This window comes from Ruegeria sp. CL5, assembly GCF_056536485.1.
In genome coordinates, this window is sequence record NZ_JBQFPS010000002.1 from 66,000 (window position 1) to 90,521 (window position 24,522).

Consider the following 24,522-nt stretch of genomic DNA (forward strand, 5'->3'; position numbering starts at 1 on the left):
TCTGAACTCCTGACCGATAGCAACCGGGCCAAGATGTCAGATCAATCCCGTATTGCAATCACCAAGTCCATCACATTGGTCCCTGTAGGCCCCGTAACCAGCAACGCACCTGCTTTGGCTAGGAAGCTGCCGCTATCCGCGTTGTTGAGGTATTCTTGCGCTTCGTCTGACCATGTTTCGCCGGTAACGATAGCACCGGCTGCGTCCGTTGGCCCATCCGTGCCATCTGTTCCACCAACGATCACAGTAATGTCCCGTTGCCCTTCAATTTCGTGCGCCAAAGCCAGCGCTAGGGCCTGATTTCGTCCGCCTCGCCCGGGTTGGTCCGGAAGAACGACGGTTGGCTCTCCTCCAAAAACCATCACGCCTTTGGGCATGTGGCGCAGTCGATCTCCTATCGCGGTCGCAACTGATAGGTAGTCATCGTGCAACGCCTCCGCGTTGGCGAGGACGACAAGGCCAGCTTGCTCGGCTGTTTGGGCGGCCGCGTTACGTGCGTGCGCATTTGAAGCGATTATTGAGGTCTGGGCGGCAAAACGCGGCGCATCTGGCAACGCTCCGATGCCGGATCCAATCACGCCCAGGTCGTCTCCGGGGACATCCGAGATCGCCAATACGGTCACTTTTTTCCCAGGAAAACTGGACAGCAGTCCTCCGCCCTTAATGAGCGATAGTTTGCGCCGCTCAGCATTCATCGCTCTGATATCCAATCCATCGCCAAGCAATCTTTGGTTCAGGGCTTCAAGATCGTCCAAGGAGAACCCAGGGATCAAATCCTCGGCCAGAGAGGACGCGCCGCCAGATACCAGTAGCAACAGACTGCTATCATGTTTCATGCTCTCTACGGTTTCGCGCAATGCCTTTCCCCCGGCCAGACTGCGATCATCGGGTACGGGATGAGAGGATTCGATGACATCAACATGCGCTGGCAGTCCATCGCTATGGCCATCTTTGGTAACGACCAACGTGGGGACCGCTCCGAACTGGTTCGCTGCAGCGCGGGCCATCGCACCCGCCGCCTTGCCAACGGCCAGTATCTGGTCTGGCCGTTCCATCATTTGGATCGCTTCCAACGTCGCGGTGTAACCATCGACAGCCGCCACACCGGCGCTCCAAATATTCTGAATCTGTTGAGAGTCCTGCATCAGCTTTCCATCCAAATTGTCACGGGCCCGTCATTGACCAGTTCTACAGCCATGTCAGCCCCGAATGATCCCGTTTCGACTGGTATGCCCAGTGAGGACAGGTTGCGAACAAACGCTCCATAAAGTCGTTCGCCCTCTACTGCCGGGGCCGCACCGGAAAATCCCGGGCGGTTACCGCGTGACGTGTCAGCGGCCAAAGTGAATTGGCTGACTACCAGTGCTGAGCCGCAGATATCCAAGATCGAACGGTTCATTTTTCCTGCATCGTCTTTGAAGATGCGAAGCTTTGCGATCTTGTTAGCCAGTTGTTCGGCCTGAGCCTCATCATCCCCTTGCATCGCACAGACCAAAATCATCAACCCCGGACCGGATTGTCCAATCACCGTTCCCTCGACTGTGACAGAGGCACTGGAAATTCTTTGAAGCAGCGCGCGCATCTGCAATTCCTACTCTTGGTGTTTATTCACGCCAATCAACGATATCATCCAGAGCGGCACGTCCTGTTCTGAAAGAGTTGGCTGGATGGTCTTTATTTGGATATCCGAATGAGATCGCACACAAAACAATCCGGTCATCTGGAATATCGAAGTACCGGTGAAGAAACGGACCATAAGCCGCAACCGCCGCCTGAGGGATACTGGCCACATCCAGGGCTTGTGCCGCCAATGCGAATGCTGTCACAAACCCTCCGCAATCCATGGCACCGTATGGGCCCAACTCGGCGGGGCTGGATAGGATGGCGCAGTGTGGGGCTCCGAACAGCGTGTAGTTTTCCATCATTTGCTGCGCCGAAGCGGTGCGATCACCCTTTTCGACGCCGACTGCTTTGTATAACGCCCAGCCGCATGCGCGCCGACGATCCTGATAGACACCGGAATACCTGGTTGGAAAGGGCAGGTCCGGGTTTGGGCTGGCCTGTTGTGTCTCGCGCTGCAACGCTTCGCGAAAATGGTCAGTTTCAGTGCCACTGGTGATTGTAAGCTGCCAGGGTTGCGCATTGCACCAGCTTGGAACACGCGTTGCGCTGGTGACGATCTGTTCAATCTGTTCACGGGGAACAGGGTCTGAGCAAAAGGCACGGCACGAGTGGCGCTGAGTTAAAAGAGCGTTCAGAGCGTCAAGGTGCAAGTCAATTTCCCCCATCCAACGCGCTATCTGACACGAGTGTTCTCTTTATTGTTGTCCGGTTGCAACCAGATAACCGACACCTGCGGCAACGAGCAGGCCCAGTACCACCGCGACGGTAATCTTGATCGCCGACCAGGGGCGCTCACCCTGAACGCGCCCGGTTCTGCCATTCACTACAAAGCGATAGGTCTCGCCCCGGTATTTATAGGCTGCCATCCAGACCGGCAGCAGGATATGTTTGAACGTGACATCTCGGACTTCCGTATCGACAGCGTGGATGCGCTGACGATCGCCACCGATATCAAACCGTACATCACGCTCGATCACGCGCGCCATGTGACCGCGCGCCTCCTGATATCCTTCCTGCAATTCGACCGTATAGGCTTCGGCACGGAATCCAGCCAGATATTCGGGCTGATAGGGCTCAAGTGCAGGCAGATCCCAGGGTTCCAGCGCATCCGTATAGGATTTGGGCAGGGATTGTGATGCCAACACCAGAACATCGTCAAAAAACCGTGCCACGCGTCCGGACTTTGGCGACCAGCGCACCTTGGGAACCTGCTGCTGAACGCGCTTTCCATCCCGCATCACGGTTCGGGTTTCGTAATAGACGACACCACGTTCGCCCCGATAACTCGACTTGGTATCGGCATCGAATGTCCAGTAGGGCACGTAGATGCCCTGCATCTTGCGGCCTTTGCGGGCGTATTCCTTCAGCCCATTGGGCGCAAACCACAGTCGCCCCAGCCAATCCCCCATGGCTTGGTGCGCCGAGCGTTCGTCCAGTGCAAAGGGCAACACACCGCGTGGCTTGATATGGCGGCTTACACCGGTATCTGTGACGACAGGTGTCGCACAAAATGGGCACTCTGCGGCGTGTGTGTTCGGGTCAAATTCGACCTGTGCTGCGCAGTTGGGGCAGGTAAGAACACGAGTTTCTTCAATTTCACTATCGGGGAGGCGATCCGCGATGGCCGTGTCGAAATCGAGTTCACGTAAACTGGCCCCTCCCCACGGGCCCGCGCCAATGGCCTGGGAATGTCCGCAGTGATCGCAGGTGAGCGTTCCGTCATCGGGATTGAACCGATAATCCGCCCCGCATTGTTCGCAAGGAAAACGGTGTTCGACATTTGCCATTACAGAATCCTGGTCATGGATAGCCTAATATCGGGTCAGGCGCCCGGTGGCGGCGGTGGCAAGATGGTGAACAACTGCGCCAATTCTTGTACGTCCCCCGCCTTTTTCCAACCGTCCTGACCGGCGGTCCAGACGTGGGTATCACGCGTGATCTCACCGTCGGTTGCCATACGACCCATCTTGGCTTTGGAAAATGGTCCGCTAGTCTGGCCATCCACCGCGATATGCCACACATGCTCGACGGGTGGCGGGGGCGGCGGTGCCGCATGCGCTGACGCTTGCGGTGCAGCGGGGGCGGAACCGCTCCAGGGACCGCTGGGCTGACCCGCTGCCATGTTCGACATTTGCTGCGCCATCGCCATGCCCATCCCCATGCCAAGACCGGCACCCATGCCACCGCCCTGACCGGGGTTATTGGCAGCCGCTGTCATGGCCTCGACAGCGGAATACTGAGTGAACTTGCCCAGATCGCCCGCCAAACCCATCGAGGTGCGCTTGTCCAGAGCCGCCTCGACCGCAGGTGGGAGCGAGATATTCTCGATATAGAATTCGGGCATACTCAAACCATACCCATCCAGCACCGGTGACACCTCGGCTGCGATCAGTTTTCCCAGATCGGCGGTGTTCGCGGCCATATCGAGAACTGGAATGCCCGAGCCTGCGATGACGCGGCTGAATTCCTGCACGATGATGTTTCTGATCTGAAAGCTGATCTCGTCCATGGTGAATTCACCATCGGTGCCTACGATCTCTACAAGGAATTTCGCCGGGTCCTTGACCCGCACCGTATAGGTGCCGAAGGCCCGGATGCGTGTTGGCCCAAACTCGGGATCGCGCAGCATGATCGGGTTCTTGGTGCCCCATTTCAGGTCATTGAACCGGGTCGAGTTAACGAAGTAAATTTCAGACTTGAACGGAGACTGGAAACCATGATCCCAATGCTGCAGCGTCGTCATGATCGGCATGTTGTTTGTCTCAAGCATGTAGAGTCCGGGCGTGAACACATCCGCCAGCTGCCCCTCATGCACAAACACAGCCGCCTGACCTTCGCGCACTGTCAGCTTGGCACCGTATTTGATCTCGTGGCCCTCACGCTCGAACCGCCAGACCATCGTGTCGCGGGTGTCATCAACCCAGTGGATGACGTCGATGAATTCGCCGGTCAGAAAATCAAAAATTCCCATTGGATTTCTCCTGTCTTCGGGGGTCAGAGCGACTGCCCCATCAATTCGCGTGCAATGATACGGACCACCGGACGTGCCTCGTCAGCGGTCATGCCCGCTTTCAAGCGCGGGTCGTAAAGAATCGTCAGTAGTTTTTCGTCATGGCTGGTGAGCAGGGCGAACTCGTCGTCATCATTGAAGATCGACGGTCGGGCCGATGGGCTGTCATTCGGAAGCCCCAATCCTTGCGCAATCTCTTCATGAACGCAGCTCAGGCGCACCAGATCGGGATGTTCTGCCCGTATCAGGGCAACAGCCCGGGTATAAGTCTGAGGCGCGCTGTTCGATGCCGACGCAAACACAAAACAATAGAAAGACCGCGGCAGTTTGTCGAAGAGATCAAGCTGCGCCTGTCCTATGCCGGGGATCAGTTGTCGCAACCGGGCTTGTACATAGGCGGTATCATCTTCACCCGCCACGAATACGTGAAAGTTCGCCTTCCGGGTGGTGGTCGAGACCGGATGTCGAGTCAGCCGCGACAAACGGTTGGCATAGGCGTCAATTCGGGCAGTCTCTTGCTGGCGAACGTTTGGCGCGACTGAGGGTCCGAATTCGGGTTTGATGTGTACGGGTGACGACCAGCGACTTAACTGTCGGCTGGTTCTTCTGCTACCGCTCGAGACAGCCTCCCCCGGATATTCATTATAAAACGCAATGGTTTCGAAATTCCGTGCGAGGTCATCGGCGTCGTAGGGCGTATCCGGCCCACCACCATCGGTGCGCAACAGCCCGCGCGTCAGCAGGTTGTTTTGAACGCTTTCATAGTACCGCGCGAGGTCGAGGCTGGCGGGCGAAGGGGGCTGATAGGCATTGCTCAAGCCCTGAGGTTGCTCCGGGCGGGGTTCCGGAGCGATGGACGTCGTCAAGGCCTCTTCGCAGCCAGCTAATGCCAGCAGCGAAACTACCAATGTTGCAGTCCTAGCGCGATGTAATGGCCGCACGCCCGCTGTTTCCATTATCCGGGGACAGCCGTTCCGGCATTGTCACCGATCCCGTCCTGTCGCGCTTTGGCCGAGGCGAGCGTGTCGCGCAACTCGGCCTCCATCTTCTTCAATTCTTCCTCGGCGGCGGCGCGCTTGGCTTTGCCTTCGTCCGCAATGGCGAGGCTTTCGTTGATCGTACCGATCAGGTCAGCGTTGGCCTGTTTGACGGCTTCGATGTCGAAGACACCACGCTCCATCTCTTCGCGGATCATCTTGTTAGACTCGCGCAGGTTGGCCGCGTTCGAGGTCAGCAGCTCGTTGGTCAGATCATTGGCATCACGTACGGCGGCGGCGGCTTCGGCACTGCGCTGTATGGTTACCGCTTGTGCCAGCTGGGTTTCCCAAAGCGGCACGGTGTTGACGAGGGTTGAGTTGATCTTGGTCACCAGCGACTTATCGTTTTCCTGCACCAAGCGGATCGAGGGCAGCGACTGCATCGTCACCTGACGGGTCAGCTTTAGGTCGTGGACCCGGCGTTCCAGATCGTCGCGCGCGGCGCGCAAATCGCGCAATTCCTGCGCCTTCATCACCTGCTGGTCTTCGGGTGCGGCCTGAACCTCGGCCTCTTTTTCGGGAATGTCATGGCTGTCCAGTTCGGTCAGCTTTTCCTCACCCGCCGCAATGTAAAGCGCGAGTTCGTCGTAGAACTCCAGCGTCTTTTCATACAGCAGATCCAGAGACTTGATATCTTTCAGCAAGGTGTGCTCATGGCCCAAGAGGTCGTCTGTGATCCGGTCGATCTGGCTTTGAACGTCCTCATACTGCGCCGTGAACTTGGCAAAGGGCGCTGCGCGGCCTAGCAGTTTTTCCCACCAGCTACGCTCGCGGCGAACGTCTAATTCGCTGACAGAGAAACCTCTGATCGTCGTTACGATATTGCGAAGGCTGTCGCCCGCCGGGCCCACATCCTTATTGCGGACATCGGCCAGCATCGCCTGACTGATCTCCTGCAATTCCGCCTGTGCGGATGATCCAAATGACACGATCGAGTTTGTGTCGCCCATGTCGATCTCACCCATCCGCTTGCGGATTTCGGCGCCAACCGGTTCGTCGGCGTCTTCAAGCGGCACAATCTCAGCCTGCGGCTCAGGGAGGGCGACGGCGGTGATTTCTTGCACCAGCGTTTCAGCCTCGACTGCCTTGTTCTTGATCTCATCGGACATGGGGTAATCCTCGCTTACATAAAAGCCGGTCAATCCAACCGGACGCCTTCGCGCTGCAACCGGTCACGCAGCACATCAATTTCAACCGTCAGATCGCTGCGGTCATCCAATAGCATCTTTCGCGTCCGCGCCGCGAAATTCTGTTCGAGATCGTCCAGCAGGGCCGAATAATCTGCCAGCGCCTGCGCATCGCGGGTACGCGCATAGACGTCCGAGAACCTCACCGTCGCATCGCGTGCGCCCTGCAAGTAAACCGTCAGATATTTCCGCGCGCCCGCCAGATCACGTGGGTCTTCTTCGACCGTTCGGAACAAATCGCGGGCGGTATTTTGAAACCGCTCGACACGCGCTTCGATCCGACGGTCTCCGGCGCGTTTGATCGCGTCTGTCATTTGGGTCAGGTGAGATTCCGCATCCTCAACAACGCGCGCCACGCGATCTTGTTGGAAGGTGTCGATGCCTTCCATACCCTTGTCTTTCAAGGGGTCGATGCCAAAGGACACCGAATGTAATGCAGTGGCAACAACCCCAAACAGAACCGGTGCCAACAGGCTGGCCTGAGCTGCGGTTTCTGCATCTAGAAACTCTGTTCGATACGCGGCCAATGCCGTGCCCAGCCCAGTCAGGACGCTTGAGAAGATTTTGCGGGGGAAGGCCGGGCGGCGGGCGGTACGTTTGGCATTGTATGCAGATTCCGCTCGCAGCCCTTCGCGCAGCAAGAATGCGGCGGTCGTCAGCAGACCTGCAGCGATCAAACCAATTGTCATTCCGATAGCGCCGTCGTTCAGTGACAGGAATGCCAACGGAATTGCGGGCACAAATAGGAGGTTCGCGCGTGCACCCGCCGGTTCGACCCGAGCTCCGTCAAACTGTCCACGAGAGGGTTGATCTTGGTCTGACGACGCACCCTGAGGGCTGAATTTCCCACCGAACCTTTTGGCCATGCCCTTACAAGCCCCCAAGCACGCCGGTACAGACGCCGAACAACAGCACCAGCAGCGCTGCATACGCCAATTTTTGTACTCCGGTTCCGGACATGGTGCCCCCAAACTGTCGCTATCACAGAAAATTTAGGCGATGCGAGGGCTTGGCGCTAGGGGGAAGGTTACTTAAGCCGCGTCACTTGCGAGGTTTCTTGCCGATTGTCGGTCTTTTGCGCTGAGGCCGGGCAGGGCGTTTGACGGTTGGCTTGCCGCTTTCTTCAGCGTCCATCCCCAGTTGGTCACGCATAACACGCCGACGAATCTCTTCAACTTCACCGGATTTCAAGTCACCAAGCTGAAACGGGCCATAAGAAACCCGCAAAAGCCGGTTTACCGCATAGCCGATATCTTCGATTGCACGGCGAATCTCGCGGTTCTTGCCTTCGCGCAGACCGATGGTTAGCCAGGCGTTCGCACCCTGTTGGCGGTCCAATGTGACGGTCATGGGCTGAAACCGTTCCCCGTCTATGACCAATCCCTTGCGAAGCGGTGCAAAATCTTCGTCCTTGGGGCGTCCGTTAACCCGCACCCGGTATTTGCGCAGCCATCCGGTGGCGGGCAGTTCCAGCTTGCGCTTGATGCCGCCATCATTGGTGAGCAGCAGCAACCCTTCCGAATTCAGGTCGAGCCGTCCGACACTCATGACCCTCGGCATGTCCTCTGGCAGATCGTCGAAGATCGTCTTGCGTCCCTTTTCATCACGCGCCGTCGTCACAAGGCCTGGAGGCTTGTGATAGAGCCATAGGCGAGATGGCTCGGGCTCGGACACGGGTTTGCCATCGACAGTGATCCTGTCCTTGGCCGTCACGTTCAGCGCTGGGCTACTGATGGGTTTGCCATTCACGGTCACACGACCGGCTTCGATCATGCGTTCAGCCTCGCGACGCGAGGCGACACCGGCGCGGGCAAGCACTTTGGCGATCCGATCGCCGGGAGGAGGGGTATTGGTCATCCCCCGCCCATAGCCTATCCCGGCGGCTTGCGAAAGCCGGGTTTCTGGGGCAGTCAGAGGCATGGAGTTCCGATCTCACATGAAACTGGCGCTGGAACAGGCGCAGGCGGCGGCAGACCGGGGGGAGGTGCCCGTGGGTGCTGTAATTATCGGACCGGACGGTCAGGTGGTTGCCGCTGAAGGTAATCGGACACGCGAGTTGAACGATCCCACCGCCCATGCCGAAATACTGGTGCTGCGCGCCGCCTGCGCACACGCCGGATCGGAGCGGCTGCCGGATCACGATGTATATGTGACGCTAGAACCCTGTGCCATGTGTGCGGCAGCACTGGCTGCGGCGCGTATCCGGCGTGTGTACTACGGCGCATCCGATCCGAAATCGGGCGGCGTCGCCCACGGCGCGCGGGTATTTTCGCATCCGCAGGCGCATCATACCCCTGAAATCTATGATGGGATCGGTGCCGAAGAGGCCGAGCGATTGCTCAAGGATTTTTTCGCGGGGCGGCGTTAGCGCGCTACCAACTCAGGCTATAGATCGTGTGATCGCCGGGCAGACCTTTCAGCGAAACTGATCTTGGTGTGCCAAAGGTCAACCCATCTTGCCCGTCCGCCAAAAGCTGGGTTGCGTCGGACAAACGGACCTCTCCCGGTGCGGCTGAGGCCGCGATCCGGGCGGCCTTGTTAACCACCGTACCGAAGAAATCGTCATCGGTCTGGATCACATCCCCCGTATGTATGCCGACGCGAATCTGCAGCGTTGGTTCGCCCAATTCACTGGCGTTGCGCCGCTGCAGGTCGACTGCGGCCATCAGTGCCGACCGCGCCGACGAGAAGCTGGACATGGTTCCATCCCCCAGCGACTTTACCAGCGTTCCGCTCTGAGCCTCGATGACGTCACGAGCCAATTCAAAGTGTTTTTGAATAGCATCGGTCCAAACCCGATCTCCCAGCTTGTCGGCAATAACCGATGAATTGACGATGTCAGTGAACATAACCGAAGCCATGCCCTCGCGTTGATCCTGACGAAACCCGTCGCGTGCAGCTGCTACCAGCGCGTCCAGGGCTTTGTGCTCGATACCGATTTTTTCCATGTTGGGGATCGGATTGGACACGTGGCAATGTATCATCTTCCACACACCATCTTCGAGATGCAGGATGAAGGTGAACCTATGCAACATTGCCTTTTGGTTAGTGGCAAAGCGAAGCGTTGCAACGCAATGGGCCCAACCAACTGTACCGCATTCAAATGCCTCTAGGCCGTGTTCTTCCCAACTGTAGTCGGGAATTTCGGCCACATGATCAGGGAAACCCTTTCGGAATAGCGAGCCTGACCAAATCTCCCCATCCGCTGAGCCTTGATATCGCAGGTACTCAGACGTCGACAGCATGTTATAAAGCGCCGCTCCATCTTTGGCTCGGACAGCGTCATTCCAGCGTCGCACCACCGCGATTAACTCTGGCGATGGGCGAATAGACTGATTCATTTGGATTTTACCACAAGCTCCCGAGGGATGTCCGCCAAAGGCTGGCCACCATTGGCGGTAACCAAAAAGCTCTCGGTGATCGCCAGTCCCCAATCCGAAGTCCAGAGCCCAGGCATCAAATGGAAGGTCATATTTTCCTGAAGTTTGGTCGTGTCACCCGGCCGCAGGCTCATGGTGCGTTCACCCCAATCAGGAGGATAGCTTAATCCGATCGGATAGCCGGTGCGGTTGGCTTTGACATATCCGGCGCGGGCGAAACTTTCGTAAACACAGTTCGCGACCTCTTCGCAAGTTGTGCCCGGACGCGCCGCGCTCAAGGCATCATCGATGGCCCTGAGCACAGCAGCCTCAGCGCGGCGAATATCTTCCGGAGGATCACCCAGAAACAGGCTGCGACTGGCCGGGCAATGATAACGGCGATAGCACCCTGAGATTTCAAAGTAAGTTGCCTCATCCCGTGTTAAGGGTCTGTCGTTCCAGGTGATGTGCGAGGCCGAAGCCTCGGTGCCTGAAGGGGCGATTGGAACGATTGCGGGATAGTCCCCGGCCAGTCCCGGCAATCCGGCGATGCCTGCCGCCTGAACTTCGGCAACCAGTTGGTTTTTTGGCAGTCCTTCGCGGAACGCATCGTGCAACACCTGATGCATATGGGCAGTAAGCCGCCCCGCTTTTTGCATCATTTCGACCTCAGCGTCGCTTTTGACCGCCCGCTGCCAGTTTACCAGGCCAGTGGCATCCAAAATCGCAGCGTCTCCGAATGCGTTCTGCAGTATGCGATGACTGGCGGCAGAGTAATAGTAGTTGTCCATTTCGACACCCAGTGCCGAAGTCCATCCGCGGTCCCGCAAAAGATTGGCGAGGGAATCGACGGGATGGTGGTCGGGGTGTTGAACGTGCTCTTCAGGCCAGTCCAGAAGATCAGATGCATCCATCCATGTGGTCTGCGCTGCACCAGCCTTGTCCTGCGTACGCCCCCACCATAGTGGAGAACCATTCGCTGGCAGGATGACCATCTGGGGTACATAAAAACTCCACCCGTCGTAACCGGTAAGCCACGCCATGTTCGATGGGTCGGTTGTTAGCAGGGTTTCAATCCCCTGCCGTTCCATTGCTGCGCGGGTTTTCGCGATACGGTCGGCAAATTCCTGGGCGCTGAAATCTGTGGCGGGCATCAGAGAGAAATCGCTTTCATCACTTCGGGTTCGATCACATCGACGCCCGGCAGGCCGTCAATCAGGGCCTGAGCCGATTGTTCGAGAATCGGAAAGGTCTGGTAGTGGCACGGAATAATTGTTTTGAAGTCAAAGTACCGTTTGGCCGCGTAGGCCGCGCCTTTCATGTCCATGGTAAAGTGACCGCCAGCAGATAGGATGCCGATATCGGGTTTGTAGAATTCCCCCATCCAATCCATATCCGCCATGATATCGGTGTCGCCAGAGACGTACACCATTCGGCCCTCGGTTGAGATCATATACCCGACTTCGGTCCCACCGGTACGCAATCCGTCGGGGGTTGAAAAGGTCGAACTGTGCGAGGCTGGGACCATCGATACCTTGATACCGCTAAGGTCAACTGTGCCGCCTTTATTGAAACCAACTGTTTCGATCCCTTCCGCCTCGGCCCAATAGCCCATCAGATCGTACTGTCCCACGACGGGTACATTCAGATGTTTGGCCAGTGGCAGTACATCAACGATATGATCGAAATGGGTATGGGTCAGCAGGATATGGGTTGCACCCGCCACCGCCGCATCATGCTGATCTTCGGGCAATGACGGGTTCCCCGTCAGCCAGGGATCGACCAGCAGGACCTGCCCCGATGTTTCGATGCGAAAGCTGCCATGTCCCAGCCAAATAATATCCATAGTGAAACCTCCCAAATTCTGCTTGGCGTCAGCCTAGCATCGGCTATGTAAAAATCCATGGACTGGACGCAGTATATTGACGGTTATTGCGAGCGGCTCTCGCCATCGTATTGGGCCGAGCCGATAAACGCCGTGACCAATGTGGCGTTTCTTGTTGCGGCATTCGTCATGTGGCGCAGGGTGCGAGGGCAGGGTGCTCCGCTGGCGATGGCCTTGGTTGTGATACTGGCAATGATTGGTGTCGGCAGCTACCTGTTTCATACGCATGCACAGGTTTGGGCCGCGATAGCAGATACAACGCCGATCTTGCTTTATATTCTGGTTTATATCTTTGCGGTGAACCGGGATGTCTGGGGGATGCGGCCCGTTTATGCGCTGGGTCTGACCGCGCTGTTCATACCCTATGCGGCGTTGACGATTCCCGTGTTTCAGCTGGTGCCGGGTTTGGGCGGTTCAGCAGCCTATGCACCGGTGCCGCTATTGATCCTGATTTATGCTTTACTGTTGAGGTCTCGAACCCCTGATACAGCGCGCGGGTTGGCGATCGGGGCTGGCATACTGATCGCCTCGATCATTTTTCGAGCCTTGGATGAGCCAACCTGCGGTCACTTTCCCATCGGAACGCATTTCATGTGGCACATCCTGAACGCCACCATGCTTGGCTGGATGATCGAGGTATATCTGCGCGCCGTTCGGAAGGTACCTGCCCCTAGCGCGCCGGGTACTTGAGCCAGAACTGAAATATCGTGGCAGACCGACCATACCTGGGAATCACATGAGGTCAGTCACGGAATGCTGCCACCAAAGCCTCGGGCAGATCAAATTCCGCCAAAACTCTGGCGCGACCTTCGGCGGACATCTTGATGGCGGTTTTTTCTACGATGCGCTGAATTTTCTCGGCTGAATGCTTCGCTGCGAAGGGTTCAAAATACCATTTCAGGAAAACGAAACAGATCACATCCTCAAGCGCCTGCACGTCCACATGGTGCTTGATGCCTTGTTTGCGCAGCATCTGTTCGACTGCTTCGATTTGATCCGCACCGTATTCGGCTTGTTCCATAAAGCCTCGCACCACGTCCGCGTGGTAAACACCTTGTGCCTTGCGCCATGCCAGATAACCGGCACGCCCTTCCGGATATTCGGTGCGCTTCAGTTTCCAGCGTTCGACATGCTGCCCGCGTGCGGCAATCTGCAGTGCATCAGATGCATTTGGGAAAAGGCGATCAAGCTCGGCACTCATGCGCTGGCCATACAGCAGTTCTGCGGGCTGCCCGTTTTCCATATTGGGATCTTCCGCATTGGCGGCGTCAATTGCGTTCAGTACTGCTTGCTTGCGTGCGCTCATGTTCTGCTCCGTTAGCTCGCCTGATCGTCACCTGTGGGTGTTTCGGCTGATGGTCTTTGGTCATGCTAACGACTTGTCGGTCAGGGTACAGCGGTGATTTGGAAAAAGTGCCGGATCAGGAGGGGGAAGCCGATCCGGCACATGGGGCAGGTCTACTTGCCCGTCTGGGTTTGATCTTTGGTGACAGGCTCCGATTCAGGCTGAGGGAAGCTGAGGTTTCGGGTCAGATTGTTCATGTCTATTCCCAATGCCAGGGCAGGAGATGTCAGAACCACGGCGGCCAAGATGAATGCAGGGACAAAGGTTTTCATATGCTGTCTCCGATTTCGAGTTGTGTCACACTATTGAAATGAACAGTTCGGTTTAGTTTTCAATGTCAAAAATGAACTAATCAGTTCACTAATTTGCATAGGGGGCATTCAAAAACGCATGGCTGCTGGTGAATTGAGTGCGCACGGCGGCGTCATCCGGTGACCGGTCTTGCGAGTGATGCGACAGACGGGTAAACGCCCCTTAACGCATATGAGGTTTTCCGATGTCGATAGACCAAAGCACCGCCGCCAAGGTGGCCAAACTCGCCCGGATCAAGGTCGAGGATGACGCGCTGCCCGCGCTGGCATCCGAGTTCAACACCATCCTTGGGTTCATCGAGCAACTGAATGAAGTGGATGTCGAAGGTGTCGAGCCGATGGTCTCGGTCACACCGATGCGTCTAAAGCGTCGTCAGGACGTAGTCACTGACGGAAATCAGCAGGACAAAGTTCTGTCCAATGCCCCCGATGCGCGCGAAGGGTTCTTCGCTGTTCCCAAAGTTGTGGAGTAAGTCATGAGCGAACTGAACAAACTGGGGCTCGCTGAAGCCCGCGACGCGTTGCGTGCCGGTGATGTAACTTCAGTTGAACTGACGGATGCCTGCCTGACAGCCATTGATGAAGCTGATGCGCTGAACGCGTTCGTCCACAAGACACCCGAGATTGCGATTGAGCGTGCAAAGGCCGCGGATGATCGGATCAAAGCAGGCGACGCCCCCTCGATGTGCGGCTTGCCGATCGGTATAAAAGATCTGTTCTGCACCAAAGGTGTTCCCTCGCAGGCCGCGTCCAATATACTCGATGGCTTTAAGCCCGAATACGAATCCACTGTGTCTCAGCAATTGGCTGACGCAGGTGCCGTGATGCTGGGCAAGCTGAACATGGACGAATTCGCCATGGGCTCGTCCAACGAAACCTCCGTTTATGGTAACGCCGTCAGCCCGTGGCGGCGCGGCAATGACGACGCTCAGCTGACACCTGGCGGCTCGTCCGGTGGCTCAGCCTCGGCTGTTTCGGCTGACCTGTGTCTGGCGGCGACCGGCACCGATACCGGCGGTTCGATCCGTCAGCCTGCCGCCTTTGTCGGTATTACAGGTATCAAGCCAACCTATGGTCGTTGCTCGCGTTGGGGTATCGTGGCCTTTGCGTCTTCGTTGGATCAGGCTGGGCCGATGACCAAGAACGTGCGCGACGCAGCAATCATGCTGGAAACCATGTGCGGTCACGACCCCAAGGATTCCACCAGCGCCGAACTGGCCGTGCCGAATTTTGAGGCGATGCTAACCGGCGATATCAAAGGCAAGAAAATCGGTATCCCCAAGGAATACCGCATGGACGGCATGCCCGCCGAGATCGAAAAGCTCTGGGCTGATGGCGCTGCGATGCTGAAAGATGCGGGCGCCGATATCGTCGATATCTCGCTGCCGCACACCAAATACGCGCTGCCTGCTTATTACGTGATTGCTCCGGCCGAGGCGTCGTCGAACCTCGCCCGCTATGACGGTGTCCGCTATGGCCGCCGCGCGCAGCTGGCGCAGGGTGATGGCATCACCGAGATGTACGAAAAGACCCGTGCCGAGGGCTTCGGCCACGAGGTCCAGCGCCGCGTGATGATCGGCACCTATGTGCTGTCTGCGGGCTTCTATGACGCCTACTACAACCGCGCCCGCAAGGTTCGGACCCTGATCAAGAAGGACTTCGAGGACGTCTTTGCCGCAGGCGTTGACGCGATCCTGACCCCGGCAACGCCGTCGGCCTCGTTCGGTCTGGGCGAGATGACCGAAGCTGATCCTGTGCAGATGTACCTGAACGATGTGTTCACCGTGACCGTGAACCTCGCTGGTTTGCCCGGAATTTCGGTGCCTGCTGGCCTGGACAAACAAGGCCTGCCACTGGGTCTGCAGTTGATCGGCCGTCCGTGGGACGAGGGTGATCTGCTCAACACCGCCTACGCGCTTGAGAGCGCGGCGGGGTTTGTGGCCAAGCCCGGAAAATGGTGGTAATCCTCAAACCTGACACGGCAATAAAGAACCGGAGCAGCCAAATGCGCAAATTGCTTCTGATCCCGGCCCTTGGGCTGATCGCGGCCTGTGATACCGTTACACCCGTCTCGGGTACGGGTTTCAATACGCCGGAATATCAGGCACAGCGCGAGGCTGAACTGGCCGGGCAGGGATTGGCGGGCAATCCGCTTGCGCCGCCCGAGGCAGTTTCTGAACAACCACTCTCGGCGCAGGGGACTGTTGGTGGCGCACCAACAGGCGAAGCTTCTGATATCGCCAACCAGACGGCCATCGCCTTAGCGAATACATCCGGTCAGGAGGCGCGTGTCGCGCCTCTGACTGCGACGAACAACACAGGTATCTCGGATGAACAGGATTTCGAGGCGGTTTCGAACCGTCGCAGCATCGACGCCGACGCCGCCCGTATTGAACAGAATCGGCAAACCTATGAGGTCGTCGCCCCAACCGCCGTGCCCGAGCGTGGCTCTGACGGGCAACCCAACATTGTGCAATACGCCCTGAGCACCTCGAACCCCGTCGGCACCCAGCTTTACAGCCGGGCCGGGTTCAACCTGCAGGCTAAGGCACAGCGCAATTGCGCACAGTTTGCCTCGCCCGATCAGGCGCAGATCGACTTCTTGTCGAACGGAGGCCCCCAGCGTGACCGCAAGGGGCTGGACCCGGACGGTGACGGCTATGCCTGTGGCTGGGACCCCAGCCCATTCCGCAGTGCCGTCAACAACTAAGCTCTCCCCCATCTGGCGCCCATCGCCCAATTTCGGCCCCCGCCGGGATGCTCTGACGCCCACGCTGATCGTATTGCACTATACCGCTATGGAAAGCGCAGCTGCCGCGCTCGAACGGCTCTGCGACCCCGGACCCGAGGTTTCTGCCCACTACCTGATCGGTCGCGACGGCACACTCTGGCAGCTTGTCCGAGAGGAAGAACGCGCCTGGCACGCCGGGGCAGGGGAGTGGCATGGGCAAGCCGACATAAACTCCCGCTCGATCGGGATCGAGCTGGATAATGGCGGAGATCACCCGTTTGCCGAACCCCAAATGCGTGTATTGGAACAACTTTTGCCCGAACTCATGCAGCGTTGGACCATCGCGCCCGAAGGCGTGATCGGCCATTCCGACATGGCGCCGGGCCGCAAGTCCGATCCCGGCCCCCGGTTCGACTGGCATAGGTTGGAGTACCAGCGCCTTGCGGCTCGGCGTGGTACTGCCATCGAGCCGGACGTCAACTTCCGCGAGCTGGCGCAGAACCGGGGCTACACAGCGGCAAGCGACGACGAGACGCTCCTAAATTCCACGCGCCTGCGCTATCGCCCGTGGGCATCCGGCCCATTGCACCCCGATGATCTCAAAGCGCTCTGTCCACTCCCAAGATCAACCTGATCCGCCCTTCATCTGGCCAAAAATATCTCGGGGATGAATTGGCCGCAGGCCAAGAAGGGGCTGGCCCCTTTAACGTGCCAACCACCCTTGACGCCACCGAGCACAGAGCCTACCCAACGCCTCGCGCGGAGGGCCGGATGGCCGCTGGGGCATATGCCCGAGAGGAAAGTCCGGACTCCACAAGGCAACGGTGCCGGGTAACGCCCGGGCGGGGAAACCCGACGGAAAGCGCCACAGAAATCAGACCGCCGCGGGCCTTGGCCCGAGGTAAGGGTGAAACGGTGGGGTAAGAGCCCACCGCGCCGCTGGCAACAGTGGCGGCACGGCAAGCCCCACCGGGAGCAATGCCGAATAGGGTCCCCGCGCGGGCCGGTCGGTGCAAACCGATACCGCCGCTAGGCTCGCTTTGGCCGAGAGGGACCGGGTTGGCAGCTCGAGCCGCGCAGCAATGCACGGCCTAGAGGAATGGTCATCGAAGGGGGTAACCCCGGAACAGGATCCGGCTTACAGGCCCTCCGCGCATTATTCCTCAGCCCGTCGGCGGCGTATACGCCCCGGTTAGCGTTGCCGCTTTTGCAGCGACCGAAACGAATTCTTCGGCAGACCATGCGCGCACGGTTTCGATTTTCGATACTGCACCCGTGCTGGCGACGGCCATCCCGATTGCGACCGCATCAGTGCCGTCAGGGACCTCGCTGATGACAACAACATCGTTGCTACCGGTGGTGACGTAGAATGAGATCAGCTTTCCGCCCGCTTTCTCAAGCAGCGCACTGACCGGGCCGGTACGATCCTGAGGACTGGCAACCATCGCCTGAACGGCCTCGGATGAGTAGGATGCGTAAGTGATGAATACAGGCATGAAAACCTCCCACTGTTTAAGTCTATTCGGAACCATCCGACTGGCCGGTTCCGTGGCCAGATTGCTTGCTGAGACGCCTGCAATTCAGGGACACCCGGGTAACCCGGGCGCTACTATTGATGTGAGTGGTGTAGGGTGCCGGACGATAGTCCCGGTCAGATTTTGCCCATGATCGCAACACGGACTCTTTGGTCACGGTGACCCTATCACAGTTTCGTGAACACACCAAGCGACACCCCGTTGAGGCGGAGTAGGGAATTGTTCCCGGAACACGGCGAATCTGGTTGACTTGGGCGTACGAGCAGTTAAAAGCGCACGCTCATAAGGATTCAACCGAAAGGCCCCTGCCTTTTCGGACGCAGGAGATAACCATGGCGAAGCCGACGACAATCAAGATCCGTCTGAACTCGACCGCGGGCACGGGCCACTTCTACGTGACCAAAAAGAATGCGCGCACCATGACCGAGAAAATGACCATTCGTAAATACGATCCGGTTGCTCGGAAACATGTCGAGTACAAAGAAGGCAAGATCAAGTAATCTGCCCTCTGACTTGAATTTTTGAAAAAGGACTCTGCCGATGCAGGGTCCTTTTTTGTTGGTTTGAGGCGTCCCACAGCGCGTCGGTGCGAAACACGGGCGTTGCAGGGGCGCATCAGCCCCTCGGGTGTTCTGGGTGAGGGCGGCTTGCTTTTACGCACTCCATGCCGCTACGCTTCAGCAACTCTTTCCAAAATGTTGACCGCCATGAAAAAAATCTTGTTACCCGCCCTTGCAGTTCTGACCCTGTCAGCCTGCGAAGATCCGTTTAACCGCGAAGGTGTTGGTTTCACCGGGATAGATGGTGAACCGCGTACGGTATCCGATGTGAAAGGAGCCGTGGCATTTGTTCAACCTGCAACCAACATCCCGGCAGAGCTCGCCAAGTTGCCAACGGTTCAGGTCTCGTCTGATCAGACCGAGCTTTCCAAGATGGCGAAAGTAGCTATCGAGAATGGTGGACGCACTGATACCAGCGCCGTTCAGCTGTCAGGCCAGAGCACTAATCTGCTGCTGAGCACGGTCAGTGTGAACGGGACATTGTTTGGTGTGTTGCGAACTGAAGAAGGGGACACTCGCGTGGACAATTCCATCGGTGCAACCTTCGGAGCGCGAACCGAGCGCTTTACCGGTTGCTTGCCCGCTGGGGATGTTTACCGCAAAGGCTCGTCCAAGCGCAGCTCTGGTTTTGCGGTGCCGCTGAACTGTAGCTGATTGCCAAAGTACCAAACCATTTTGTACCCCCGCCAATTTGGTGGGGGTTTTCTGTTTCCGCCGTTATTCGACGCGCCATTCAGCGAAACTGATCACGGGGTTTAGCCCGGCGCGCGCCATCAATTCAGCCGAAGGCGTATTGAAGGTTGCATAGGTAGTGGCCAAAACATCTCCGCCATCAGCAAGCAGACGTGCGCGAACCTCGTTTATCAAGGCTAATCCGATTCCTTTCCGACGGTGCTTGGTATCGACGCTGATGTGGTGCAGCATCGCACGTGTTTCCGCCCGGCGAAAAGGTGTCGCAGCGCGCTTCTCAAGCTCAAAAATCGCATATCCCAACAGTATTTGATTCTCCTCAAAGCCCAATGCAACCACTGCGTCGTGGCTGAGCCATTCTGAAAGATGGGAAACGACTTCCTTGTCATCTGGCAAAGGCGCGTATCGCTGTGGCTGGTTCTGAACATGCAGGTCATGCACCTGTTGAAGTAATGGCAGCAAACGATGCGCCTGTGACGGGCAAATGGTGGCGATGGACATCAATGGTCCTCCGATTATCCAAACAAAAAGGGCGGGTCTTTTCGGACCCGCCCTTTGGCTGTGAGTATGAGGTTCGCGTTATTCGCGATTACCAAGCAGCTGCAGCAGGAACATGAACATGTTGATGAAGTCCAGATACAGGTTCAGTGCACCCATGATGGCCGCCTTGCCTAGCCATTCCTGGTCACCCGCATGGGCCATCTGCAGATAGGTCGTTTTGATCTTCTGAGTGTCATACGCGGTCAGGCCCGCAAAGATCAGAACACCCAGGATCGACACAGCGAACATGATCGCAGGCGATTGCAGGAAGATGTTGATGACCATCGCGACGATCAGACCGATGACGCCCATCATCAGGAACGTACCCATGCCAGACAGGTCTTTCTTAGTGACGTATCCGTAGAGCGACAGGCCCGCAAAGGCGATCGACGTTACCAGAAATACCTGAGCGATCGAGATGCCGGTGAAGGCAACGAAAATCCAGCTCAGCGACAGGCCCATGACGGCTGCAAATGCATAGAAGAACAGCTGCGCGCCAGACGCCGAGAGACGGTTGATGGCGGCGCCAAAGCCGAACACCATCGCCAGAGGTGCAAACATCACGATCCAGCCCAGGATATTCGGGCTAAGCGTGACTGGGTCACGGAAGATCGACAGAAGTTGCGGGCTTGAGCCAACGGCCCAGGCAACGGCAAACGTGATCAGCATACCTACGGACATTGTGCCGTAGACTTTGTTCATATGGGCGCGCAGGCCCTCATCAATCTCGGCAGCGCGCGCCCCGGACGCCGTCCGGATCGTGTCGAATTGTGCCATTTAAGGGTCTCCCTTCAATATTCTGTGCTCAGCCTGCGATTGCAGGCCGGTTTCCCACTAAATATCGGAGAGTACGGCCCTCGTTTCAAGGGTTTTCGGTCTAAAACTCAGCAAAACTGTCGGCAAATTTGGTGACAGGTGCAAAAAACCTGACGGCGCAGTCCCTAATGCCGCCAGATTTCTTCTATTCTCCAATTAATACAAGTGTTTGTACCAGCAGTCAGGCGCATCCCACATAGGACGAGAAGCTTCGGCTTCTGCCTCGGAGCGGGTGATTCCGATATCTTGCAAAGCGCGATCATCAAGCTGAGCCAGTTTTTGCCGTTGCCGCGAAAGGCTCAACATGTTGAGCAGGCGGTCTCCTTTCGATTTACCTTTGATGCGACGCAGAGTCGAAATGGCTAGATGGGTCATGGGTATTGCCCTTTCATGTTTGACTGATGAAACACCGTGCTTCAATCAATTTCCTTGATCTATATGGAGCATTCTGACATATTTTAAAAATGAATGTTTTTGACGTTACCCATAAGGAATCTTGAAGATGCGAAATCTGGACATCACTACGCTTCGTTCATTCGTTGCCGTCGCGGATCACGGCGGCGTTACCCGCGCAGCTGGATTTCTTCATCTCACGCAATCGGCTGTTTCCATGCAGCTCAAGCGGTTAGAAGAGCTACTCGGGCTGGAGCTGCTGGATCGATCCGGTCGAACCATTGCGCTGACCGCGTCTGGCGAGCAACTGCTGGCCTATGCGCGCCGGATGATTGCGTTGAATGATGAGGTGATCGGGCGGCTCACCGATCAGGCCTTTGAAGGAGAGGTCGTGTTGGGGGTGCCGCATGATGTCGTTCATCCGTTCATCCCCCGTGTCCTAAAGCGCTTCAATGCCAGCTTCCCACGCGTGAACGTGAATCTGGTTACCTCGAATACGCGTCACCTGAAGGAAGAATTTGCGCGCGGAGGTTTTGATTTGATCGTGACCACGGAATCGGGAGCGGGCGAGGGGGCTGAAACCTTGTATCATATGCCACTGCGCTGGGTCGGAGCTCTGAACGGGTCCGCCTGGCGACAACAGCCTCTGCGGCTGGGGTTCTGCCGCAATTGCATCTTCCGTCCGGTTGCGACCGCGGCGCTGGATGACGCTGGGATCGAATGGGACATGAGCATCGACAGCGACTCAGACCGTACGGTCGAAGCAACAGTCAGTGCTGATCTGGCTGTGGGTGTACTGTTGGAGGGGACACAGCCCAACCATCAGGAACTGATCGACCATGCTGGGGTCCTTCCGGACCTGCCGGTGCAGTTCATCAACCTTTATGGTGCTGAAAGAGTGCGCGAGGAATATGTGGCAGAGCTCGCAAATCTCCTGCGGCAAAACTTTTCACACCCCAGTGCGCGCCCCCTCAAAGTGGCGAGTTGATCTGGATGACGACCTTACCGGTGGATTTACGATCACGCAGCAATTCCAATCCCTTGGCCGCGTCCTGCAAAGGTAGGATGTGGCTGATATGAGATTTAATCCGTCCTTCTGAGTGCCAGCGAAACAGAGTGCTGAAACTATTGTGAACGATTTCCGGCTTAAATTTCAGGTAACCACCGATATAGACGCCAATCACACTGAGATTTTTAACCAAAAGATGGTTGGCCGGAATCTGAGGAACTTCACCCCCCGCAAAGCCGATGGGCAATAGGCGGCCCTCGGGATTCGTGGCACGGAACGCAGCCTTGAAAACGTCACCTCCGATGGCGTCATAGACTACGTCGGCTCCGCCAAGGGCCCGAACGCGGTTACGCAGATCCTCATCCGCATCGATCAAATGGTCCGCACCGGCTTGCTGCGCCACCACCAATTTGTCCGCGCCGCGCGCTTGTGCGATGACGGTCGCCCCCATCAGTTTCCCGATTTCGATGGCGGTCAGCCCAACGCCGCCAGCAGCTCCGGTCACCAGCAGCGTTTCGCCGGCCTGTAGGCGTGCCCGGTGCTCCAACGCAATATGGCTGGTGCCATAGGCGATCTGAATGGCGGCAGCGTCTTCGAAACTCATTGTGTCTGGGATGACAATAACCCGGTCAGCATCGAAGACACCAGATTCGGCCAGGCCGCCCTGACCAGAGAAAACAGCGACGCGGTCACCTGGTTTTAGATGCGTAACACTATTTCCGACTTCGGCAACGACCCCTGCAATTTCCATACCCAGAGTAAACGGAGTGTCGGGGGTATCCTGATAGGAGCCTTTCTGCATCAAAAGATCGGCAAAGTTCAGCCCGCAGGCCCGAATGGATACGCGCACCTGATTTTCCGCTGGTGTCGGCTCGGGCATTTGGCAAATCTGCGCCATTGCTCCCTTGGTTTTGATACGAAATGCCAGCATCAGTGTTCTCCGGTATTTTAAAGCACATAGGCGGAGAGCGCGCGCGTTTTGTCAATTCCAATCAAACACCCTTCTCAAACAGGTGTCTGGTCTGATTTGTTGTCTCCGAACATACACAGATGTGATGATCCCGGTACTCAACCATAATCAACAGTCCATATTCTTGGATTCAACCGTCTTGAAAAAAGAATCGATTGCGGCAATATTATTGTTCTATGGTGCTGTTCGGGGGGCACGATCCTAAGTTAGGAAGTTCTTAAGCAGCGACCCGCTAACTTGGCGGTGACGGCTGCTGTTGCGGTTTCCCGGACAGGTGTTTGTGTAAAGGAGACTACCAATGACCCATCACGTCGATGTCCATGTGGGCAAACGCGTCCGGCATCGCCGCTGGCTGATTGGCATGACTCAGCAGCAGTTGGCGCAGCAAGTTGGTATCAAGTTTCAACAGATTCAAAAATACGAAACGGGTGCCAACCGTGTAAGCGCGTCGCGTTTGTGGGACATTGCCGAGGCATTGGATGTTCCGGTCAGCTTTTTCTTTGAAGGCCTTGAAGAAGCTCAGAAAGCAGAGGCTGACAAAAAATCAGTTCCTGCAGATCTGATGGGCGATAAAGAAGCGCTTGATCTTGTTCGCTCCTACTATGCGATACCGGAAAATCAGCGTCGCCGCTTGTTTGAACTGGCGCGCGTGCTGAGCGACGTCGCCTAATACAATCGCTTGACTTCGCGGGGTGCCCGTCGCACGGGTAAGCCATGCAAAACACCCTACGAAGTGATCTAGAGATTGCCGAAGAAATGGCCGACGCGGCGCGGGCGGCCATTCTTCCGTTTTTCCGCCAATCTAACTTGAAGACGGACAACAAGCTCGATGCCGGGTTTGATCCTGTGACTGCAGCTGACCGCGAAGCAGAGAAGGCGATGCGTGCGGTGCTGGCCATTCACCGGCCCAAGGATGGCGTTTTAGGGGAAGAGTTTGGCCAGTCCGAGGGGGTGAGCGGACGGGTTTGGGTGCTGGACCCAATCGACGGCACGCGCGGATTCATAAGTGGTACGCCCACATGGGGTGTTCTGATCGCCCTGAGCGATGAGACTGGACCTAAGCTTGGCGTAATCGATCAGCCCTATATCGGTGAACGCTTTATCGGAGATAAAGAGCACGCCATTGTCAAAGGCCCTATGGGGCGTGCGGAACTCGAGACGCGGAAGACGCGATCATTGGATCAGGCGATCATCTTCACCACCTTTCCTGAGGTCGGCACCAAGGCCGAGGCCGCTGCCTTCAAGGCGGTTTCTCAGAAAACGAAGCTGACGCGTTATGGGATGGATTGTTACGCCTATGCGCTACTTGCTGCAGGGCAAACCGATCTGGTGGTCGAGGCTGGGTTGAATGCCTACGATATCCAGGCCCCAATCGCGGTGATCGAAGCAGCAGGTGGTATTGTGACAGATTGGCAGGGTAATCCTGCCCATAATGGCGGGCGTGCCCTCGCAGCAGCCAATGCTGAGATTCATGCGGCGGCGCTGGAAATCTTGAAGCAATATTAAACGGGTTGCCGCACC

Annotated in this window: 30 protein-coding genes and 1 other RNA gene; 12 read left to right on the forward strand and 19 right to left on the reverse strand. The window is 57.1% G+C overall.

The features are described 5' to 3' along the window. Nucleotides 1-41 precede the first annotated feature (41 nt). The 9 genes from ACR0IU_RS03930 to ACR0IU_RS03970 all read right to left on the reverse strand — a co-directional run bounded on the left by ACR0IU_RS03930 (nt 42) and on the right by ACR0IU_RS03970 (nt 8,777). Nucleotides 42-1,145, reverse strand: coding sequence for a glycerate kinase type-2 family protein (locus ACR0IU_RS03930; RefSeq protein ID WP_480715335.1), 1,104 nt, complete (start codon nt 1,143-1,145; stop codon nt 42-44). Further along, nucleotides 1,145-1,582 carry a D-aminoacyl-tRNA deacylase gene (gene dtd, locus ACR0IU_RS03935; RefSeq protein WP_480715336.1) on the reverse strand — a complete coding sequence of 146 codons (438 nt, stop codon included), beginning with the start codon at nt 1,580-1,582 and terminating at the stop codon, nt 1,145-1,147. The genes ACR0IU_RS03930 and dtd overlap by 1 nt, the downstream gene beginning before the upstream one ends. A 22-nt stretch (nt 1,583-1,604) precedes the next feature. Beyond that, nucleotides 1,605-2,288, reverse strand: coding sequence for a nitroreductase (locus ACR0IU_RS03940; protein ID WP_480715337.1), 684 nt, complete (start codon nt 2,286-2,288; stop codon nt 1,605-1,607). A 30-nt stretch (nt 2,289-2,318) separates the two neighbouring features. Then, complete coding sequence (locus ACR0IU_RS03945) at nt 2,319-3,410, reverse strand: TFIIB-type zinc finger domain-containing protein (RefSeq protein ID WP_480715338.1); 1,092 nt, start codon at nt 3,408-3,410, stop codon at nt 2,319-2,321. 35 nt (nt 3,411-3,445) lie between these two features. Further along, nucleotides 3,446-4,594, reverse strand: a complete 1,149-nt coding sequence (locus ACR0IU_RS03950; protein WP_480715339.1) for an SPFH domain-containing protein — start codon at nt 4,592-4,594, stop codon at nt 3,446-3,448. Between the two features lie 23 nt (nt 4,595-4,617). Then, the gene (locus ACR0IU_RS03955; RefSeq protein WP_480715340.1) at nt 4,618-5,589 is read right to left on the reverse strand and encodes a DUF2927 domain-containing protein; all 972 of its coding nucleotides are present in this window, start codon (nt 5,587-5,589) and stop codon (nt 4,618-4,620) included. Next, nucleotides 5,589-6,779, reverse strand: a complete 1,191-nt coding sequence (locus ACR0IU_RS03960; RefSeq protein ID WP_170779634.1) for a toxic anion resistance protein — start codon at nt 6,777-6,779, stop codon at nt 5,589-5,591. The genes ACR0IU_RS03955 and ACR0IU_RS03960 overlap by 1 nt, the downstream gene beginning before the upstream one ends. A gap of 29 nt (nt 6,780-6,808) precedes the next feature. Further along, entirely contained in the window at nt 6,809-7,723 is a 915-nt protein-coding gene (locus ACR0IU_RS03965) for a 5-bromo-4-chloroindolyl phosphate hydrolysis family protein (protein ID WP_480715341.1), read from the reverse strand. Nucleotides 7,724-7,898: 175 nt separating this feature from the next. After that, the gene (locus ACR0IU_RS03970; protein WP_010441888.1) at nt 7,899-8,777 is read right to left on the reverse strand and encodes a pseudouridine synthase; all 879 of its coding nucleotides are present in this window, start codon (nt 8,775-8,777) and stop codon (nt 7,899-7,901) included. Between ACR0IU_RS03970 and ACR0IU_RS03975 the strand changes: the two genes are divergently transcribed. After that, nucleotides 8,776-9,225 (forward strand): nucleoside deaminase, encoded by a 450-nt coding sequence (locus tag ACR0IU_RS03975; RefSeq protein WP_170540998.1) that lies wholly within the window; start codon nt 8,776-8,778, stop codon nt 9,223-9,225. The genes ACR0IU_RS03970 and ACR0IU_RS03975 overlap by 2 nt on opposite strands. A gap of 4 nt (nt 9,226-9,229) precedes the next feature. Here the strand turns inward: ACR0IU_RS03975 and ACR0IU_RS03980 are convergent, their stop codons facing one another. The 3 genes from ACR0IU_RS03980 to ACR0IU_RS03990 are packed head-to-tail and all read right to left on the reverse strand — an operon-like array spanning nt 9,230 to nt 12,062. Next, nucleotides 9,230-10,198 carry a nuclear transport factor 2 family protein gene (locus tag ACR0IU_RS03980; RefSeq protein WP_480715342.1) on the reverse strand — a complete coding sequence of 323 codons (969 nt, stop codon included), beginning with the start codon at nt 10,196-10,198 and terminating at the stop codon, nt 9,230-9,232. Further along, nucleotides 10,195-11,370: a M24 family metallopeptidase gene (locus ACR0IU_RS03985; RefSeq protein ID WP_480715343.1), complete on the reverse strand. Its 1,176-nt coding sequence runs from the start codon at nt 11,368-11,370 to the stop codon at nt 10,195-10,197. Before ACR0IU_RS03985 ends, ACR0IU_RS03980 begins: the two co-directional genes overlap by 4 nt. Then, nucleotides 11,370-12,062: a metal-dependent hydrolase gene (locus ACR0IU_RS03990; protein WP_480715344.1), complete on the reverse strand. Its 693-nt coding sequence runs from the start codon at nt 12,060-12,062 to the stop codon at nt 11,370-11,372. The genes ACR0IU_RS03985 and ACR0IU_RS03990 overlap by 1 nt, the downstream gene beginning before the upstream one ends. 57 nt (nt 12,063-12,119) lie before the next feature. On the opposite strand from ACR0IU_RS03990, the gene ACR0IU_RS03995 reads away from it, so the two are divergent. After that, complete coding sequence (locus ACR0IU_RS03995; protein WP_480715345.1) at nt 12,120-12,791, forward strand: ceramidase domain-containing protein; 672 nt, start codon at nt 12,120-12,122, stop codon at nt 12,789-12,791. Nucleotides 12,792-12,843: 52 nt separating this feature from the next. Here the strand turns inward: ACR0IU_RS03995 and ACR0IU_RS04000 are convergent, their stop codons facing one another. Further along, nucleotides 12,844-13,407, reverse strand: a complete 564-nt coding sequence (locus tag ACR0IU_RS04000; protein ID WP_480715346.1) for a DUF4202 domain-containing protein — start codon at nt 13,405-13,407, stop codon at nt 12,844-12,846. 152 nt (nt 13,408-13,559) lie between these two features. Then, entirely contained in the window at nt 13,560-13,718 is a 159-nt protein-coding gene (locus tag ACR0IU_RS04005) for a hypothetical protein (protein WP_480715347.1), read from the reverse strand. 224 nt (nt 13,719-13,942) lie between these two features. On the opposite strand from ACR0IU_RS04005, the gene gatC reads away from it, so the two are divergent. The 5 genes from gatC to rnpB all read left to right on the forward strand — a co-directional run bounded on the left by gatC (nt 13,943) and on the right by rnpB (nt 17,645). Continuing rightward, nucleotides 13,943-14,230: an Asp-tRNA(Asn)/Glu-tRNA(Gln) amidotransferase subunit GatC gene (gene gatC, locus ACR0IU_RS04010; RefSeq protein WP_010441896.1), complete on the forward strand. Its 288-nt coding sequence runs from the start codon at nt 13,943-13,945 to the stop codon at nt 14,228-14,230. A gap of 3 nt (nt 14,231-14,233) precedes the next feature. Next, nucleotides 14,234-15,721: an Asp-tRNA(Asn)/Glu-tRNA(Gln) amidotransferase subunit GatA gene (gene gatA / locus ACR0IU_RS04015; protein WP_480715348.1), complete on the forward strand. Its 1,488-nt coding sequence runs from the start codon at nt 14,234-14,236 to the stop codon at nt 15,719-15,721. Nucleotides 15,722-15,762: 41 nt separating this feature from the next. Beyond that, nucleotides 15,763-16,467 carry a hypothetical protein gene (locus ACR0IU_RS04020; protein WP_480715349.1) on the forward strand — a complete coding sequence of 235 codons (705 nt, stop codon included), beginning with the start codon at nt 15,763-15,765 and terminating at the stop codon, nt 16,465-16,467. Next, entirely contained in the window at nt 16,418-17,122 is a 705-nt protein-coding gene (locus tag ACR0IU_RS04025; protein ID WP_480715626.1) for an N-acetylmuramoyl-L-alanine amidase, read from the forward strand. Before ACR0IU_RS04020 ends, ACR0IU_RS04025 begins: the two co-directional genes overlap by 50 nt. 125 nt (nt 17,123-17,247) lie before the next feature. Then, nucleotides 17,248-17,645, forward strand: an RNA gene (rnpB, locus tag ACR0IU_RS04030) — RNase P RNA component class A. Nucleotides 17,646-17,651: 6 nt separating this feature from the next. Here rnpB and ACR0IU_RS04035 read toward each other — a convergent pair. Then, entirely contained in the window at nt 17,652-17,984 is a 333-nt protein-coding gene (locus ACR0IU_RS04035) for a GYD domain-containing protein (protein ID WP_480715350.1), read from the reverse strand. Nucleotides 17,985-18,355: 371 nt separating this feature from the next. Here ACR0IU_RS04035 and rpmG point away from each other — a divergent pair, with 371 nt between their 5' ends. Together rpmG and ACR0IU_RS04045 are read left to right on the forward strand one after the other, a co-directional pair. Next, entirely contained in the window at nt 18,356-18,523 is a 168-nt protein-coding gene (gene rpmG / locus ACR0IU_RS04040; RefSeq protein ID WP_010441901.1) for a 50S ribosomal protein L33, read from the forward strand. A 207-nt stretch (nt 18,524-18,730) separates the two neighbouring features. Then, a complete protein-coding gene (locus tag ACR0IU_RS04045; protein WP_170472580.1) occupies nt 18,731-19,237 on the forward strand; it encodes a lipoprotein in 507 nt (168 codons plus the stop codon). Between the two features lie 63 nt (nt 19,238-19,300). On the opposite strand, the gene ACR0IU_RS04050 is transcribed toward ACR0IU_RS04045, so the two are convergent. From ACR0IU_RS04050 to ACR0IU_RS04060, 3 genes are all read right to left on the reverse strand, one after another. Next, nucleotides 19,301-19,774: a GNAT family N-acetyltransferase gene (locus ACR0IU_RS04050; protein ID WP_480715351.1), complete on the reverse strand. Its 474-nt coding sequence runs from the start codon at nt 19,772-19,774 to the stop codon at nt 19,301-19,303. Between the two features lie 78 nt (nt 19,775-19,852). Continuing rightward, nucleotides 19,853-20,590, reverse strand: a complete 738-nt coding sequence (locus tag ACR0IU_RS04055) for a Bax inhibitor-1/YccA family protein (RefSeq protein WP_010441904.1) — start codon at nt 20,588-20,590, stop codon at nt 19,853-19,855. 195 nt (nt 20,591-20,785) lie between these two features. Further along, entirely contained in the window at nt 20,786-21,004 is a 219-nt protein-coding gene (locus tag ACR0IU_RS04060; RefSeq protein WP_480715352.1) for a DUF1127 domain-containing protein, read from the reverse strand. A gap of 127 nt (nt 21,005-21,131) precedes the next feature. Here ACR0IU_RS04060 and ACR0IU_RS04065 point away from each other — a divergent pair, with 127 nt between their 5' ends. Further along, the gene (locus ACR0IU_RS04065) at nt 21,132-22,010 is read left to right on the forward strand and encodes a LysR family transcriptional regulator (protein WP_010441906.1); all 879 of its coding nucleotides are present in this window, start codon (nt 21,132-21,134) and stop codon (nt 22,008-22,010) included. On the opposite strand, the gene ACR0IU_RS04070 is transcribed toward ACR0IU_RS04065, so the two are convergent. Then, nucleotides 21,994-22,962, reverse strand: coding sequence for an NADPH:quinone oxidoreductase family protein (locus ACR0IU_RS04070; RefSeq protein WP_480715353.1), 969 nt, complete (start codon nt 22,960-22,962; stop codon nt 21,994-21,996). The two genes, ACR0IU_RS04065 and ACR0IU_RS04070, sit on opposite strands and share 17 nt — an antisense overlap. Nucleotides 22,963-23,299: 337 nt before the next feature. On the opposite strand from ACR0IU_RS04070, the gene ACR0IU_RS04075 reads away from it, so the two are divergent. Both ACR0IU_RS04075 and hisN read left to right on the forward strand, forming a co-directional pair. Further along, nucleotides 23,300-23,671, forward strand: a complete 372-nt coding sequence (locus ACR0IU_RS04075) for a helix-turn-helix domain-containing protein (RefSeq protein WP_010441908.1) — start codon at nt 23,300-23,302, stop codon at nt 23,669-23,671. A 44-nt stretch (nt 23,672-23,715) separates the two neighbouring features. Beyond that, nucleotides 23,716-24,507 (forward strand): histidinol-phosphatase, encoded by a 792-nt coding sequence (gene hisN, locus ACR0IU_RS04080; RefSeq protein ID WP_480715354.1) that lies wholly within the window; start codon nt 23,716-23,718, stop codon nt 24,505-24,507. Nucleotides 24,508-24,522: the final 15 nt, after the last annotated feature.

Bases quoted from the DNA above. Each gene is read 5' to 3' on its own strand.
- ACR0IU_RS03950 (WP_480715339.1), bottom strand. From the start codon at position 4,594: ATGGGAATTTTTGATTTTCTGACCGGCGAATTCATCGACGTCATCCAC.
- ACR0IU_RS03975 (WP_170540998.1), top strand. From the start codon at position 8,776: ATGGAGTTCCGATCTCACATGAAACTGGCGCTGGAACAGGCGCAGGCG.
- ACR0IU_RS03940 (WP_480715337.1), bottom strand. From the start codon at position 2,288: ATGGGGGAAATTGACTTGCACCTTGACGCTCTGAACGCTCTTTTAACT.
- ACR0IU_RS03990 (WP_480715344.1), bottom strand. From the start codon at position 12,062: ATGGATATTATTTGGCTGGGACATGGCAGCTTTCGCATCGAAACATCG.
- ACR0IU_RS04005 (WP_480715347.1), bottom strand. From the start codon at position 13,718: ATGAAAACCTTTGTCCCTGCATTCATCTTGGCCGCCGTGGTTCTGACA.
- ACR0IU_RS04060 (WP_480715352.1), bottom strand. From the start codon at position 21,004: ATGACCCATCTAGCCATTTCGACTCTGCGTCGCATCAAAGGTAAATCG.
- ACR0IU_RS03955 (WP_480715340.1), bottom strand. From the start codon at position 5,589: ATGGAAACAGCGGGCGTGCGGCCATTACATCGCGCTAGGACTGCAACA.
- ACR0IU_RS04055 (WP_010441904.1), bottom strand. From the start codon at position 20,590: ATGGCACAATTCGACACGATCCGGACGGCGTCCGGGGCGCGCGCTGCC.
- gatC (WP_010441896.1), top strand. From the start codon at position 13,943: ATGTCGATAGACCAAAGCACCGCCGCCAAGGTGGCCAAACTCGCCCGG.
- ACR0IU_RS03985 (WP_480715343.1), bottom strand. From the start codon at position 11,370: ATGCCCGCCACAGATTTCAGCGCCCAGGAATTTGCCGACCGTATCGCG.
- hisN (WP_480715354.1), top strand. From the start codon at position 23,716: ATGCAAAACACCCTACGAAGTGATCTAGAGATTGCCGAAGAAATGGCC.
- ACR0IU_RS04020 (WP_480715349.1), top strand. From the start codon at position 15,763: ATGCGCAAATTGCTTCTGATCCCGGCCCTTGGGCTGATCGCGGCCTGT.
- ACR0IU_RS03945 (WP_480715338.1), bottom strand. From the start codon at position 3,410: ATGGCAAATGTCGAACACCGTTTTCCTTGCGAACAATGCGGGGCGGAT.
- ACR0IU_RS04045 (WP_170472580.1), top strand. From the start codon at position 18,731: ATGAAAAAAATCTTGTTACCCGCCCTTGCAGTTCTGACCCTGTCAGCC.
- ACR0IU_RS03980 (WP_480715342.1), bottom strand. From the start codon at position 10,198: ATGAATCAGTCTATTCGCCCATCGCCAGAGTTAATCGCGGTGGTGCGA.
- ACR0IU_RS03970 (WP_010441888.1), bottom strand. From the start codon at position 8,777: ATGCCTCTGACTGCCCCAGAAACCCGGCTTTCGCAAGCCGCCGGGATA.
- rpmG (WP_010441901.1), top strand. From the start codon at position 18,356: ATGGCGAAGCCGACGACAATCAAGATCCGTCTGAACTCGACCGCGGGC.
- ACR0IU_RS04065 (WP_010441906.1), top strand. From the start codon at position 21,132: ATGCGAAATCTGGACATCACTACGCTTCGTTCATTCGTTGCCGTCGCG.
- gatA (WP_480715348.1), top strand. From the start codon at position 14,234: ATGAGCGAACTGAACAAACTGGGGCTCGCTGAAGCCCGCGACGCGTTG.
- ACR0IU_RS04075 (WP_010441908.1), top strand. From the start codon at position 23,300: ATGACCCATCACGTCGATGTCCATGTGGGCAAACGCGTCCGGCATCGC.
- dtd (WP_480715336.1), bottom strand. From the start codon at position 1,582: ATGCGCGCGCTGCTTCAAAGAATTTCCAGTGCCTCTGTCACAGTCGAG.
- ACR0IU_RS03960 (WP_170779634.1), bottom strand. From the start codon at position 6,779: ATGTCCGATGAGATCAAGAACAAGGCAGTCGAGGCTGAAACGCTGGTG.
- ACR0IU_RS04025 (WP_480715626.1), top strand. From the start codon at position 16,418: ATGCCTGTGGCTGGGACCCCAGCCCATTCCGCAGTGCCGTCAACAACT.
- ACR0IU_RS03995 (WP_480715345.1), top strand. From the start codon at position 12,120: ATGGACTGGACGCAGTATATTGACGGTTATTGCGAGCGGCTCTCGCCA.
- ACR0IU_RS04070 (WP_480715353.1), bottom strand. From the start codon at position 22,962: ATGCTGGCATTTCGTATCAAAACCAAGGGAGCAATGGCGCAGATTTGC.
- ACR0IU_RS04050 (WP_480715351.1), bottom strand. From the start codon at position 19,774: ATGTCCATCGCCACCATTTGCCCGTCACAGGCGCATCGTTTGCTGCCA.
- ACR0IU_RS04035 (WP_480715350.1), bottom strand. From the start codon at position 17,984: ATGCCTGTATTCATCACTTACGCATCCTACTCATCCGAGGCCGTTCAG.
- ACR0IU_RS04000 (WP_480715346.1), bottom strand. From the start codon at position 13,407: ATGAGCGCACGCAAGCAAGCAGTACTGAACGCAATTGACGCCGCCAAT.
- ACR0IU_RS03930 (WP_480715335.1), bottom strand. From the start codon at position 1,145: ATGCAGGACTCTCAACAGATTCAGAATATTTGGAGCGCCGGTGTGGCG.
- ACR0IU_RS03965 (WP_480715341.1), bottom strand. From the start codon at position 7,723: ATGGCCAAAAGGTTCGGTGGGAAATTCAGCCCTCAGGGTGCGTCGTCA.